The sequence below is a fragment of the Streptomyces sp. NBC_01445 genome, from assembly GCF_035918235.1.
GTDB lineage: Bacteria > Actinomycetota > Actinomycetes > Streptomycetales > Streptomycetaceae > Streptomyces.
The window spans coordinates 8,131,059-8,144,058 of the sequence record NZ_CP109485.1; the positions used below are offsets into that span (position 1 = coordinate 8,131,059).

Consider the following 13,000-nt stretch of genomic DNA (forward strand, 5'->3'; position numbering starts at 1 on the left):
CGTCATGTCACATCGCGGACGGATCCTGGGGCCCGCGCCCCGAGAGGACCTCACCGTACGCCTGCATCAGATCGGGCAGCCGCAGTGTCGACAGGTCGTCCCGCGTCGGCGTCGTCGTGTATCCCGTCAGCCGCAGGTCCCGGTAGGCGCACGACTTCTCGTACAGCGTCCGCAGGAAGCGGCCGTTGCCGAGCTCGTCGATCCAGCCCTGGTCGACGACGTGCCCGCTGATGGAGCGCAGCTCGTCGAGGGCCTCCTCGTCCCACACGTCACCGTTCTCCGCGGCGAGCACCTCGCCGATCGCGGTGAGTTCGAGGGGCCGGTACGAGGGGAAGTCGACCCGCGTCGTGAAGCGCGAGGACAGTCCGGGGTTCGCCGCGAGGAGGCGGTCCATGCCCTCCGGGTAGCCCGCGAGGATCACCACCAGGTGGTCCCGGTTGTCCTCGGCGCGCTTCAGGAGCACCTGGAGCGCCTCGTCGCCGTACGCGTCTCCCTTGCCATAGCCCGAGTTCGACAGGGCGTACGCCTCGTCGACGAAGAGGACGCCGCCGATGGCCGAGTCGATCAGTTCGTTCGCCTTCACGGCCGTCTGGCCCAGATACTCGCCGACCAGGTCGGCACGCTGGGCCTCCACGAGATGGTCGCCGCCGAGCAGCCCGAGCGCGTAGAAGACGCGGCCCAGGATGCGGGCCACGGTGGTCTTGCCGGTGCCGGAGGGGCCCGAGAAGACGAAGTGCCGTTTCGGCGGCTGCACGGGCAGGCCCTGCCCGGCCCGCAGGCGCGCCATGTTGAGCTGCGCCGACAGTGCCTTGACCTGTCGCTTCACGGGTTCCAGGCCGACCATCCGCTCCAGCTCGGCGAGTGCCTCCTCGAGGAGCGCCGGGTCGGCGGGCCCGGCGGGCAGCTGCGGCGTGATCGGTACGACGGCCTTCTCGCGGACCGCGTCGGTCTCGGCCGGCACCGCGCCGGGCGGCGGCAGATCGGGCTCGCTCACCTTCAGGTCCCGGCCGTCGCCCTCGTACAGCGGGTCCATCGACTCGGAGCCGTCCAGCACATCCTGGCCGAGCCCGGTCATGGTGAGGGGACTGAGGTCGGTGCCGTCGCCGAAGTCGCCGTAGCCGTCGCCCTCGGCGATGGCCGCGAGGCGGGCCGAGGTGTCCATGAAGGCGGGGTCCACGCGGTGCACGGCCCGGTACAGGGGGAGCGCGGCGGCGGAGCGGCCGGTGCCCTCGTGCGCGCGGGCCAGCCAGTAGCGCAGCTCCTTGCGCTGGGGCTGCTCGCTCCGGCAGCGCATCAGCGCTGCGGACAGCAGCGGCTCGGCCTGCCCGTACATCTCCAGGCGCACCCGGGCCATTCCGCCGAAGAGCCCGGCCTCGATGCCGAGGAGCCCGTCGTCGAGCAGCGGATCGGTATGCCGGACCAGCTGCTCCCAGTCCTTGACGAGGTAGGCGCGGCAGGCGTGCAGGAACCGCACCTGCGGATCGGCGTCCACGCGCGGCAGCGTCGCCAACGCCCCGTCCAGGTCCGGGACATGGCGCCCGTCGAGCCAGTGCGACGCGTGTGCAAGGAGCAGATCGCGCGGCCGCTCCAGGACGGGCTGCACCCACCAGCCCAGCCAGTACCAGGAGTTGAGAGTGCGCCGGTGCCGGGTGCGCTGCTCGCCGAACCGGTCGCGGTGCCGGAACATGCGCAGCAGCGCCGTCGTCGTGTCGATGCGTAACGCGTGCAGCCCCAGCCAGCCGTCGGCCATGCCGGGATCCATCCGGACCGCGGCCCGGAACTCCTCCTCGGCCTGCGGATAGGCGCCCATGGTGTAGGCGTCCACGCCACGCACCCAGGCGAGGTCGGCCGGGCCGGGCGAGCCCTGTGTGCCGAAGTCCATCACGTCCCCCACAAACCGTGCCCCCGTGGTGCGCCGCCGGGCCGGTGCCCGCCGGCTCCTGCGCCGAACCGATGTGCTGTGGACGGGAGTTGTCACGGTACGGGCCGCGAGCCGTCCGTAGGCCGCACCGAAAGGCATCGTACCTGCGCAGGAGTCGTCGGCCGAGGGCGCCGCAGGGCCGGATCCAAGGCGGACGGCGCAGGTGGAGGCGGGGCCGGACGGTGACCGAGGGTGAACGAAGCGGGGCTCACCGCACCCCTGAAAGGGTGAACAGGGCAGAACGAAGCCCCCGATCACGGGGGAACAACCGGGGGCTTCGCGTCTGCGGGCGACCCCGTAAGGCCGCACATTCAGAACGTAAGTCCTGTACGGCCCCTCGGTCAAGCCGAGTTGAGGCACTCGCGGAAACTGGCGGAAGGCGTCTCGGGAGCGTTCAGCGCGCTGCCGACGGCCCCTCACGGTGAGTGACGGAAGGCGTCGAAAGTCCGGTCCCGGGAGGCATCTGACGTGCCTCGTAGCCCTCCGGACACTCTCGTACCAATGTCTGAGCGAAGGGGCGCGAGGGGTCGTCGGCGAAGTGCGCGCGCTCCGCACGGATCCAGCCGTCCCAGAACTCCCTCTGCGCCGGTCCGTCCCGTCGCCGCCCCCGTTCCCAGGACGCCTCCTCGGGTGTGTCCATCCACAACAGTCCCGCCAGGAAAGGCCGTACGGCCCGCCGGCCCGCGCCCACGCCCTCCATCAGGACCACCGGCGCGGGCGCCAGAGCGCGTGGGGCGCCGAAGCTCCGGGCGTTCCAGTCGTACGGCTCGTACCGGGCGCTCTCGCCGCGGGAGAGCGGATCGATGACCTGCTCGCGCAGCCGCGCCGTCCAGTCGAAGAGGGCGTCGTGGCTGGCGAGATCGTCGAGGTGCAGGACGGGCGCCTGCCCGAGCGCCCCGGCGAGCCGGGCGGCGAACGTCGACTTGCCGGAGCCCGCGTGGCCGTCGACGGCGACCAGCCGGACCGGGCCGCAGGAGGGCGGCAGGGCCCGCAGGGTCGCGGCGAGCCGGGGGAGCGGGAGGTGCTGGAAGGTCATCGCCCGCAAGGGTACGGGAGGTACCCGGCCGGTTTCCCGCGCGCCGCCGCAGGTCATGCCAGTGGTACAGGCCAATATTGGTAGCGATGACCGGCCCGGAAACGCTGGTGGAAGTCAGCGGGTACCGGCCATAGTTGGCGCACTGTCGTGCACCTCACCCGCCCCTTTACGGATATCTCGTCGACTGGGGGAGCCCCGCCCATGACCCGACCCGAACCTCTGTCCCGCAGAACCCTGCTCACCGCCGCCGCGGCCACCGCGGGCGCAGCGGCGCTCGCCACGACGGCGGGCACCGCCGTCGCCGGCACCGGCGCCCCGGCGCGCACTCACGCGGCCCCGCGCCTCGTGGACAACCACGCCTGGACCTCGCACTCGGACTGGCGCTCCGGAACGGCGGCCGGCACCCGCGCGGTCGCCGGGTCCCGCCCCGGGCTCACGCTCGCGACCCCCGAGGGCCGCACCGACTACACGGATCCGCACACGGGCAAGACCGCCACCTGGGAGTACGGCCGGTGGACCTCCCCGGCGCACCGCCTGTCGGTGCCCGCCACGGAGGTCATCGCCTCCTGGAACGCGCGGACACCGGCCGGTACCTGGATCCAGATCGAGCTCCAGGGCACTTACTCCGACGGCGCGGCGACGCCCTGGTACGTGATGGGCCGCTGGGCCGCGGGTGACCAGGACATCCGGCGGACCTCCGTCGACGACCAGTCGGACGGCAAGTCCAGTATCTGGACGGACACCTTCGCCATCGACGACGCGGCCTCGGGCCTGCGCCTCGTCTCGTACCGCCTGCGGCTGACCCTGTACCGCGCGCCGGGCTCCAAGGCATCGCCCCTCGTGTGGCGGCTCGGGGCCATGGGCTCCGACGTGCCCGACCGCTTCTCGGTCCCGGCCTCGAAGCCGGGGCTCGCCAAGGAGCTGTCCGTTCCGCGCTACTCGCAGAGCATCCACGCGGGCCAGTACCCCGAGTACGACAACGGCGGCGAGGCCTGGTGCAGCCCCACCTCCTCGCAGATGATCGTCGAGTACTGGGGCCGCGAGCCCTCGTCGGACGACCTCTCCTGGGTCAACCCGGACTACACGGACCCGCAGGTCTGCCACGCGGCCCGCTTCACGTACGACTACCAGTACGAGGGCTGCGGCAACTGGCCCTTCAACGCGGCCTACGCGTCGACGTACAAGGACCTCCAGGGAGTCGTCACGCGGCTCGGTTCGCTCGGTGACCTGGAGACCCTGATCGCGGCGGGGATCCCGGCCATAACGTCGCAGTCGTTCCTCAAGGAGGAGCTGACAGGCGCGGGTTACGGGACGTCCGGACACCTCATGACGGTGATCGGCTTCACCGCGGACGGTGACGTGATCGCCAACGACCCGGCGTCGCCGAGCGACACGGCCGTGCGCCGCGTCTACAAGCGGGCCGAGTGGGAGAAAATCTGGCTGCGTACCAAGAGGTACAACGCCAGTGGCAGCGTCGTGTCCGGCACCGGCGGCGTCTGCTACCTGTACTTCCCGGCCCACCCGACCCCGAAGCAGCGCCGCGCGCTCGAGGCGGTCGGCGTCCGCTGAGGAACCTGCCACGGCCCCTCCCCGCGCGACAGGGAGGGGCCGTGGCGTGCCGCGATGACTTCTGCCGCCGCGCCCGGTCTGCCGTAGACGTGGAGAGTTGGGTGACAGCTCCCGAGAGGAGACCGCGATGCGGCAGCGGAACACCAACCACCCCGCCCTGCGCCGGCTCGACCCGCTGGTCGGGCACTGGCACATGTACGCGCTGGTGGACGATGTGCCGGGCGGCCGGCTCGGGCCCGTCCGCTCCGTCCACGAGTGGACGGACGACGGCGGATTCCTCGTCCAGCGCGCCGACCTCGACCCCGGGGCCGCCCTCGACATGCCCGATCTCTGGCGGGAGAACCTGCCCTTCCCCACCGTCTCGCTCACCGGCTACGACGACACGGACGAGCAGTTCACGATGCTGTATGCCGACGGCCGCGGCGTGTCCCGCGTCTACGGGCTGAGCCTCACCGACGGCGAACTGCGGATGTGGCGCGCGGCTCCCGGCTTCCACCAGCGCTTCTCCGCCCGCTTCGACGGGAGTGGCGACGCCCTCGCCGGCGCGTGGGAGCGCTCGGAGGACGGAGAGGCGTGGGTGAAGGACTTCGGGGTGCTCTACGAGCGGATCAGCCCGTGACCGGATGCGCGACCCAGCCCGGGTGCCTGGGAGTGGCGGGCTGCGAGACCGGTCCCGTCAGGGCGGCCGGCATCGGCCCGGGCACTGCCCCGGTGTCACCGATGTGAAGCGGACGACGCCACGGCGTAGTTGTGCGTGACCAAGCTCTCGCCCACAACCGGCCGAGGCGGTGGCATGGTGGACGGGTCAGTGGGGGGATGCCACTGCCGGACGACCTCAGCGAGATGCCATGACCGCGACCACCGCCACGAACCGCGCCGCCCGGACCCGCACCGGCGGCCCCAAGGACAACGGCCCCAAGATCCTGGAGCACGTCCTCGGCTGGACCTTCGTCGTGGTCCTCGCCATGTTCGTCACGCAGGCCGGACTGATGTGACCCGGCTCTCATGGCCGCCCGGCCCGACGCGCCAGTGCCGGTCCGGGAGCCCCACGAGCCCGTAGAGCCACCGCACGGGAGAGCGCAGCGGGACGAGCCCCGCGACACCGCGAACAGCGGCAGCCCGGCCCAGGCCCCCGCCAGCCGCACCAGAACGCTCGCGGACAGCGCCCCGGCGAACGGCAGCCCGTACACCCCGGCCCCGCGATCGCCACCGCGACCACCCGGGGTACCCCGCGGTCCTCGTCCGCTCCGGGCAGCGCCCACCTCTCCACGACCCGGCCTCCGCCCCTCGGAAGCGCTTCTTGCCGCCGGTGCTCACAGCGACCTTCATGCCCCTGAGCCGGAAGTTCCCGCCGGTCGCGGACCAGGCGTGCGACCTGACCTCGGCGACCTCGATGCCGCGCGCCTGGAGCCCGAACTTGCCCCGCCCGCCCTGCCCCTTGGCGTCGACGTCCCGGTCCGTCGGGACGTACGACGAGAGCCCCAGGCTCTTCAGGTTGTCCGAGGAGACCAGGAAGCTGCTGCCGGAGACGGCGAACGACGCGGCGAGCGCGCCCTGCGCCATCTTCCAGTCGGTTCTGCCGTGCCGCTGTGCTTCGCTCACTGTTCCTCGCGTACGTCGTCCGCATGCGCAGGGAGCGCGCGGGAAAGGGGGAGTGCGTGGGAAGGTTCAAACTGCGGATGTCCCGCCGGCAGTTGGAGACCAGGGCTGAAATTGAGTAACAGTCAACAGCGTGGAGCGGGCTCCGGTCTCGGGCGCCCGCAGGCGCGCGGCACCGACCGGTCCGTGGCGCGCCGCGCCGAACTCATCACCATCGGGCGGAAGTTGTTCGCGGACACGTCCTACGACGCGCTGTCGATGGACGACATCGCCCGGCACGCGGGCGTCGCCAAGGGGCTGATCTACTACTACTTCAAGTCGAAGCGCGGCTACTACCTCGCGATTGTGGAGGAGTCCGTCGCCGACCTGGTCGCGCGCGCGGGTGGCGTCGGCGACCTCACGCCCGTGGACCGCGTGCACCGCACGATCGACGGCTATCTCCGTTACGCCGAGCACCACCAGGCCGCGTACCGCACCGTCATCAGCGGCGGCGTCGGCTTCGACGCCGAGGTGCACGCCATACGGGACGGTGTGCGCGAGGCGATGATCGCCACCATCGCCGAGGGCGCGTACGGCCGCAGCGACATTCCACGGGTCGCGCGGATGGCGCTGCTCGGCTGGCTGCACAGCGTCGAGGGGGTCACGCTCGACTGGATCGGCGACCGCACGCCCGCCAGGGACACGGTGCGCGAACTCCTGGTGCGCCTGCTCGGCGAGACGCTGCGGGTCATCGAGCAGTTCGAGCCGGACTGCCCGGCGCCCGCGAGGCCCTGACGCGACGTGCGAAGGGGCGGGGGACGCCGCGCATCCCCCGCCCCAAGTGCCACACTCAGAAGGCTAGTCGACCGATTTGATCAGCTCACCGTTCGTCGTGTCACCGCTGAGCTCCCAGAGGAATGTTCCCCCGAGGCCCTGCTGGTTCTTGTAGTCCATCTTCCCGGCGATGGTGGCCGGGGTGTCGTAGCTCCACCAGTTGTTGCCGCAGTACGCGTAGGCGGTGCCGCCGACCGTGCCCGTCGCCGGGCACTTCGACTTGAGCTCCTTGTAGTCGTCGATGCCCTGCTCGTACTTGCCGGCCGCCGGGCCCGTCGCCGTGCCGCCGGGCGCCGCCTGCGTGACGCCGGTCCAGCCGCGCCCGTAGAAGCCGATGCCGAGCAGCAGCTTCGACGCCGGGACGCCGAGGCCCTTGAGCTTGGTGATGGTGGCGTCGGTGTTGTAGCCCGCCTTCGGGATACCGCTGTACGAGGTCAGGGGCGAGTGCGGGGCGGTCGGCCCCTGCGCGTCCCAGGCCCCGAAGTAGTCGTACGTCATCGGGTTGTACCAGTCGACGTACTGGGCGGCGCCGGCGTAGTCGGTGGCGTCGATCTTGCCACCGTCGGAGGCGTCGGCCGGGATCGCGGACGTGATGAGCGCGCTGGAGCCGAACTTCGAACGCAGCGCGCTCATCAGGTTCTTGTAGGCGTCGCGCCCGCTCGTGTCGCAGGAGAGGCCACAGGCGTTCGGGTACTCCCAGTCGATGTCGATGCCGTCGAAGACATCGGCCCACTTGGAGTTCTCGACCAGGTCGTAGCAGGACTGGGCGAACCCGGCCGGGTCCTTGGCCGCGTCGGTGAACCCGCCCGACCAGGTCCAACCGCCGAAGGACCAGAGGATCTTGAGGTTCGGGTGCAGCTTCTTCAGCTTGAGCAGCTGGTTGAAGTTGCCGCGCAGCGGCTGGTCCCAGGTGTCGGCGACGCCGTCCACCGCCTGGTCGGCGGTGTACGCCTTGTCGGTCGCGGCGTAGGAGTCGCCCATCGCGCACTTGCCGCCGGTGACGTTGCCGAAGGCGTAGTTGATGTGCGTGAGCTTGTCGGCCGAGCCCGACGTCTCGATGTTCTTGACGTGGTAGTTCCGGTCGTAGACACCCCATTCGGTGAAGTAGCCGACGACCTTCGAACCGGCCGCGGCTCTCTGGGGGCCGGCGTCGTTCTGCGCTGCGGCGGTGCCCGCGGAGGCGAGCAGTCCGGCGCCGAGGACGGCGCAACACGCGGCGGACAGGAGCGCCCGGAAGGAGGCGCGGGGACGGTGCGGTCTGAGCATCGTGTCTCCTCGTGGGGGAGGGGAGCGTGGGGGGATTTGCTGTGGACCTCGGGGGCGTCGTCACGCGATCCGTGTCACGAGTCTTTGGCATGAACGCGTTAAGACGTTGCAGGGAACCTTAGGAGGACTAGACCAGTGGGGTCAATGGTGCGGACCAATGTGCTCGGCTCCCGGCGTGGGCTCCGGGAGTCGCCGGTGAGGGCTCGGGGCCGCCCCCGGCCGCCTTGCCGCCGTCCTTTCGGTATCTTTGAAGTAAGCGGTCGTTAACTGGTGACTGGCCGCCGTCGAACGGGCATACTCAACGGGCCGCAGCCGCTGGTCAGCGCCCGTCCGAGACCCGGAAGGGAGCCCTCGGCGGCGGCTCGAACACGGCGCCGCCGCACACCCCGCGCGCGACCGCCGCAGTGCCCGACAGGGAGGAGAGCGTCGATATGCCCGACCGCGCCCCGCAGCCGGTGGACCGTCAACTGCCCACGGACGAGGCCCGGGATCTGTTCTCGCTCGTACGTGAGCTCGTGCAGCGTGAGATCGCCCCGAGCGCGGCCGAGGAGGAGGATGCCGGACGCTTCCCGCGCGAGACGTTCTCACTGCTCTCCGAGTCGGGCCTGCTCGGCCTCCCCTACGATTCCGACTTCGGCGGCGGCGACCAGCCGTACGAGGTCTATCTCCAGGTCCTCGAGGAGCTCGCCGCCGCCCGGCTCACCGTCGGCCTCGGCGTCAGTGTCCACTCGCTGGCCTGTCACGCACTGGCCAATTTCGGCACCAAGGAGCAGCGGGCGGAGCATCTGCCCGCCATGCTCGGCGGCGGCCGCCTCGGCGCGTACTGCCTCTCGGAGCCGTCGTCTGGATCGGACGCCGCGTCCCTGCGGACCAAGGCCGTCCGCGAAGGCGACGACTGGGTGATCACCGGCACCAAGGCATGGATCACGCACGGCGGCATCGCCGACTTCTACACCGTCCTGGCGCGCTCCGGCGGCGAGGGGGCGCGTGGCATCACCGCGTTCCTGGTCCCTGGCGACGCGGAGGGGCTGAGCGCGGCGGCGCCCGAGAAGAAGATGGGGATGAAGGGCTCGCCTACGGCACAGGTTCACTTCGACGGGGTGCGCGTGAGTGACGCGCGCCGGATCGGCGACGAGGGGCAGGGCTTCGCGATCGCGCTTTCTGCCCTCGATTCCGGGCGGCTCGGCATCGCGGCCTGCGCGATCGGCGTGGCCCAGGCGGCCCTCGACGAGGCCCTCGCGTACGCCACGGGGCGTGAGCAGTTCGGGCGGCCCATCGCCGACTTCCAGGGCCTGCGCTTCATGCTCGCCGACATGGCCACGCAGATCGAGGCCGGCCGCGCGCTCTATCTGACGGCGGCCCGCCTGCGCGACGCGGGCCGGCCCTTCTCCAAGCAGGCCGCCATGGCCAAGCTGATGTGCACGGACACGGCGATGAAGGTCACCACGGACGCCGTCCAGGTGCTCGGGGGGTACGGCTACACGGCAGACTTCCCGGCCGAGCGCTATATGCGCGAGGCCAAGGTGCTCCAGATCGTGGAGGGCACCAATCAGATCCAGCGGATGGTCATCGCCCGGCACCTCGCCGGTCCTGAAACCCGCTGAACTGCCCGGTGCTGACCGGGGACGCCACCAGCCGGGCCCACTCCGGGTCGTGGCGTCCCGGCAGGGTCTTGCCGCGGTCGGCCCAGTGTCTGACCAGGGCGTGGTAGATCGGCGGGTCCGGGGGTGCGGGGCGCTCCGGGGGCGGCGGCTGCGGAACCGATTCTGCGGTGGCGGGGGTGAGGAGCCGGCGGCGCCGGCCGGTGGCGCTCTGCGTAGGGGGCATGTCCGGGACAACGCGCCCGCGCCGGGCAGGTCACCGTCCAGGGCATGGGGGCGTGAGTTCTAGGGCCTTGCGTTTGGATCGGGCTGTTTCGGATCGGATGGGATCGGATCAGGGTCGGCCCCGCGCGCCCGGCCTGATCCGGCCATCGCCAGGTCCGGGTCGGCGCACGCATCTGGCTCCGGCGGCTCAGCTGACGTACCGTCAACTCCGCCGCCGGGGGCCGCACCCCTCCGGGCGACGTCAACCGCCGTACGCCCAGGGAGGGAACGCGTGGCAGACGACCGCCCCGTCGCACTCGACGAATACCCGGTCCACCAGGTGCCGCTGTCCATGAAGCACGTCGCGACCGGTGACCGTAACGCGTACGACCGCTGCATCTTCCATCTCGTCGACCCCACCGGGGAGTTCCTGCTCATCCTCGGTCTCGGTGTCTACCCGAACCTCGGTGTCATCGACGCGTACGCGACCCTGCGCGTCGGCGACACCCTCCACGCGGTCCGTGCCTCCGACGCCCTGCGCGACGACGCCCGCATGGAACTGGCCGTCGGTCCGCTCCGGATCCACGTCGAACGCCCCTTGAAGGACTTCGTCCTGACCTGCGCGGCCGACCCGGCCGACCCCGACGGACTCTCGTACGAGATCAACTGGTCGGCGGCCTTCCCGGCCCTCTGGGAGCCCCACCACACCCAGCGCCGCGGCGGCCGCCTCACCCTTGAGGGCAGGCGCTTCGTGCAGGCCGGGCGCTGTGACGGCCGGCTCCGCGTCGGCGGGCGAGAGGTGTCCCTCGACGGCTGGACCGGCACCCGCGACCGAAGTTGGGGCGTGCGCCCGGTCCCCGGCGAGGAGGGCGGCCGGCTCGCCGAGGAGAACAGGACCGAGGGCTTCCACTGGATCTGGTCACCGGTCCGCTTCGACGACCGCTTCCTGATGGTTATCGTCCAGGAGGACGCGGACGGCTACCGCACCCTCAACGACGCCACCCTCGTCCGCGACGGCCACCCGGACCTCCAACTCGGCTGGCCCCAGGCCGACATCACCTACCGGACCGGCACCCGCCACCCCGAGAGCGCCGTCGTGCATCTCACCGACCCGCTGTCCCGCAAGCCCGTGGAACTCGGCGTCGAGATCCTCGCCTCGTCCCCGCTCGCCGTCGGCGCCGGATACCCGCCCGCGGACGACTGGCAGCACGGCACCTGGCGCGGCCGCGACTGGACGGACCGCCGCAGCTACGACCTCTCCGACCCCGCCGCCCACCCGCTGGCCGCCTACGGCGTCATCGACCACGCGGCGCGCTTCACCCTGGACGGCCGGGTCGGCCACGGCATCTTCGAGCACGGCAGCTTCGGCAGGCACGACCCGAGCGGCTTCACCGGCTACGACTCCGTGGCGCCCTGAAAGGAGCCTGCGATGGCGACAGCACCCAGACCGCGCACCAGCACCCGCGACCCGGAGGAGGTGTCCCGAAGGCTCACGTCCTGGCTGGCCGCCCGACTGCCGGGCGCCGAAGCGGTGAACGTGACCGTCCCCGAGTCCAACGGCATGTCCAGCGAGACCCTGCTCTTCGACATCGAACACCCCGAACCCCCGGTCCGGGCCTGCGCGTTGAGACTCGCCGCCGACCCGTCCGCGTACTCGATCTTCCCGGACTACGACATGCCGCGGCAGTACCGCACGATGCGGCTCGCCGCAGATCGGACCGGGCTGCCGGTGCCGCGCGTGCTGTGGCTGGAGGAGGATCCCGGGCCGCTGGGCGCTCCGTTCTTCGTGATGGAGCGCGTCGAGGGCCGCGTACCGCCGGACGTCATGCCCTACACGTACGAGGGCAACTGGCTGCACGCCGCGACGGACGCCGAGCGCGCGCGGCTCCAGGACGCGACCGTGCGGCTCATCGCCCGGCTGCACGACGGAGTCCCGGCGTCCGAGGCCGAGTTCCTCGCCGCACCCGGAAAGGGCAGCGCACTGCGCCGCCACGTCGAGGCCCAACGCGCCTACTACGCCTGGGTGGTGGACGGACTGCCGCCGTCACCGCTCATCGAGAGCGCCTTCGACCGGCTCGCCGAACTCTGGCCCGCCGACGAGGGCGAACCCGTCCTCAACTGGGGCGATGCCCGCATCGGGAACATCATCTACGACGGCTTCGAACCGGCTGCCGTGCTCGACTGGGAGATGGCGGCCCTGGCCCCGCGCGAGGTCGACCTCGGCTGGACCGTGTACCTGCACCGCTTCTTCCAGGACCTGACCGAGAGCTTCGGCCAGGCCGGCCTGCCCGGCTTCCTGCGCCGCGAGGACATCGAGCGCCGCTACGCCCAACTCACCGGCCACGTACCGCGCGACATGGACTTCCACACCCTGTACGCCGCCCTGCGCCACGCCGTCGTGATGCTGCGCGTCGCCTACCGGCAGGCGTACTTCGGAGAGGTGGCCGTGCCGGACGATCCGGACACACTGATCCTGCACCATGCCAGTCTGCGGGCCATGGTGCAGGGCAGTTACTGGAGTTGAGGCGTCGTCAGGCGGCCGTGCGCCGCACCTGCTCGGGGACGCGCAGCGGGCGCGAACCCGGGCCGCCCACGTGCGAGAAGGGCTGCATCCGCCAGTCGAGGCCCTGAGGGAGCGTCAACAGGAGGGCGGTGTCCTGCTCCTGAGCCTCCGTCGAGTCGTCGGCGGGCCGGGCGTCGGCCGCCGGGCGGCCCGTACCGGCGCAGACCGTGAGACCGAACGGGTTCCACGGCGAGGCGCACAGCGCGTGCTCGGGCAGCACGTCCTCGTCGGCGAGCAGCGCGATCGGCTGCGCGCAGTCCGGGCAGAACACCCGGTACATCTCGAAGGTGTCGTACTCGTCGAACGCGTCGATGCCGGTGTCCGCCGGTTCGACACCCTCCGGCTCGGGTTCGATCGCCGGCTGCTGCCGACTGCGGGCAGGACGACCGGGACGCTTCACATTCTGCATGGGACTCTCCCCCTCGGGT

The 13,000-nt window shown here is 71.4% G+C and carries 13 protein-coding genes; 7 read left to right on the forward strand and 6 right to left on the reverse strand.

What is annotated here, in order from left to right:
- Positions 1–7 precede the first annotated feature (7 nt).
- Both OG574_RS37040 and OG574_RS37045 read right to left on the reverse strand, forming a co-directional pair.
- Positions 8–1,882, reverse strand: a complete 1,875-nt coding sequence (locus OG574_RS37040) for an AAA family ATPase (protein WP_326776752.1) — start codon at positions 1,880–1,882, stop codon at positions 8–10.
- 433 nt (positions 1,883–2,315) lie between these two features.
- Complete coding sequence (locus tag OG574_RS37045; RefSeq protein WP_326776753.1) at positions 2,316–2,957, reverse strand: uridine kinase family protein; 642 nt, start codon at positions 2,955–2,957, stop codon at positions 2,316–2,318.
- Between the two features lie 201 nt (positions 2,958–3,158).
- On the opposite strand from OG574_RS37045, the gene OG574_RS37050 reads away from it, so the two are divergent.
- From OG574_RS37050 to OG574_RS37060, 3 genes are all read left to right on the forward strand, one after another.
- Positions 3,159–4,526: a peptidase C39 family protein gene (locus OG574_RS37050; RefSeq protein WP_326776754.1), complete on the forward strand. Its 1,368-nt coding sequence runs from the start codon at positions 3,159–3,161 to the stop codon at positions 4,524–4,526.
- Between the two features lie 127 nt (positions 4,527–4,653).
- A complete protein-coding gene (locus tag OG574_RS37055; RefSeq protein ID WP_326776755.1) occupies positions 4,654–5,145 on the forward strand; it encodes a hypothetical protein in 492 nt (163 codons plus the stop codon).
- Between the two features lie 229 nt (positions 5,146–5,374).
- Positions 5,375–5,521, forward strand: a complete 147-nt coding sequence (locus OG574_RS37060) for an SCO1431 family membrane protein (protein WP_107489218.1) — start codon at positions 5,375–5,377, stop codon at positions 5,519–5,521.
- Here the strand turns inward: OG574_RS37060 and OG574_RS37065 are convergent.
- Positions 5,499–6,128, reverse strand: a complete 630-nt coding sequence (locus OG574_RS37065; RefSeq protein ID WP_326776756.1) for a DUF6230 family protein — start codon at positions 6,126–6,128, stop codon at positions 5,499–5,501. The two genes, OG574_RS37060 and OG574_RS37065, sit on opposite strands and share 23 nt — an antisense overlap.
- Before the next feature lie 111 nt (positions 6,129–6,239).
- On the opposite strand from OG574_RS37065, the gene OG574_RS37070 reads away from it, so the two are divergent.
- Complete coding sequence (locus OG574_RS37070; protein ID WP_326776757.1) at positions 6,240–6,899, forward strand: TetR/AcrR family transcriptional regulator; 660 nt, start codon at positions 6,240–6,242, stop codon at positions 6,897–6,899.
- A 63-nt stretch (positions 6,900–6,962) separates the two neighbouring features.
- Here the strand turns inward: OG574_RS37070 and OG574_RS37075 are convergent, their stop codons facing one another.
- A complete protein-coding gene (locus OG574_RS37075) occupies positions 6,963–8,204 on the reverse strand; it encodes a glycoside hydrolase family 18 protein (protein WP_326776758.1) in 1,242 nt (413 codons plus the stop codon).
- A gap of 431 nt (positions 8,205–8,635) precedes the next feature.
- On the opposite strand from OG574_RS37075, the gene OG574_RS37080 reads away from it, so the two are divergent.
- The gene (locus OG574_RS37080; protein WP_326776759.1) at positions 8,636–9,808 is read left to right on the forward strand and encodes an acyl-CoA dehydrogenase family protein; all 1,173 of its coding nucleotides are present in this window, start codon (positions 8,636–8,638) and stop codon (positions 9,806–9,808) included.
- Here the strand turns inward: OG574_RS37080 and OG574_RS37085 are convergent.
- On the reverse strand, positions 9,771–10,031 hold the full coding sequence (locus tag OG574_RS37085; protein ID WP_326776760.1) for a hypothetical protein: 261 nt from the start codon (positions 10,029–10,031) through the stop codon (positions 9,771–9,773). The two genes, OG574_RS37080 and OG574_RS37085, sit on opposite strands and share 38 nt — an antisense overlap.
- Before the next feature lie 270 nt (positions 10,032–10,301).
- On the opposite strand from OG574_RS37085, the gene OG574_RS37090 reads away from it, so the two are divergent.
- The gene (locus OG574_RS37090) at positions 10,302–11,426 is read left to right on the forward strand and encodes a hypothetical protein (RefSeq protein WP_326776761.1); all 1,125 of its coding nucleotides are present in this window, start codon (positions 10,302–10,304) and stop codon (positions 11,424–11,426) included.
- A 12-nt stretch (positions 11,427–11,438) separates the two neighbouring features.
- Complete coding sequence (locus OG574_RS37095; protein ID WP_326776762.1) at positions 11,439–12,533, forward strand: phosphotransferase family protein; 1,095 nt, start codon at positions 11,439–11,441, stop codon at positions 12,531–12,533.
- A gap of 7 nt (positions 12,534–12,540) precedes the next feature.
- Here the strand turns inward: OG574_RS37095 and OG574_RS37100 are convergent, their stop codons facing one another.
- Positions 12,541–12,981, reverse strand: a complete 441-nt coding sequence (locus OG574_RS37100; protein WP_326776763.1) for a hypothetical protein — start codon at positions 12,979–12,981, stop codon at positions 12,541–12,543.
- Positions 12,982–13,000 lie beyond the last annotated feature (19 nt).

What these genes read in the sequence shown, in the direction of transcription:
- OG574_RS37040 (WP_326776752.1), bottom strand. Translation starts at nt 1,882, where the DNA reads ATGGACTTCGGCACACAGGGCTCGCCCGGCCCGGCCGACCTCGCCTGG.
- OG574_RS37045 (WP_326776753.1), bottom strand. Translation starts at nt 2,957, where the DNA reads ATGACCTTCCAGCACCTCCCGCTCCCCCGGCTCGCCGCGACCCTGCGG.
- OG574_RS37050 (WP_326776754.1), top strand. Translation starts at nt 3,159, where the DNA reads ATGACCCGACCCGAACCTCTGTCCCGCAGAACCCTGCTCACCGCCGCC.
- OG574_RS37055 (WP_326776755.1), top strand. Translation starts at nt 4,654, where the DNA reads ATGCGGCAGCGGAACACCAACCACCCCGCCCTGCGCCGGCTCGACCCG.
- OG574_RS37060 (WP_107489218.1), top strand. Translation starts at nt 5,375, where the DNA reads ATGACCGCGACCACCGCCACGAACCGCGCCGCCCGGACCCGCACCGGC.
- OG574_RS37075 (WP_326776758.1), bottom strand. Translation starts at nt 8,204, where the DNA reads ATGCTCAGACCGCACCGTCCCCGCGCCTCCTTCCGGGCGCTCCTGTCC.
- OG574_RS37080 (WP_326776759.1), top strand. Translation starts at nt 8,636, where the DNA reads ATGCCCGACCGCGCCCCGCAGCCGGTGGACCGTCAACTGCCCACGGAC.
- OG574_RS37085 (WP_326776760.1), bottom strand. Translation starts at nt 10,031, where the DNA reads ATGCCCCCTACGCAGAGCGCCACCGGCCGGCGCCGCCGGCTCCTCACC.
- OG574_RS37095 (WP_326776762.1), top strand. Translation starts at nt 11,439, where the DNA reads ATGGCGACAGCACCCAGACCGCGCACCAGCACCCGCGACCCGGAGGAG.
- OG574_RS37100 (WP_326776763.1), bottom strand. Translation starts at nt 12,981, where the DNA reads ATGCAGAATGTGAAGCGTCCCGGTCGTCCTGCCCGCAGTCGGCAGCAG.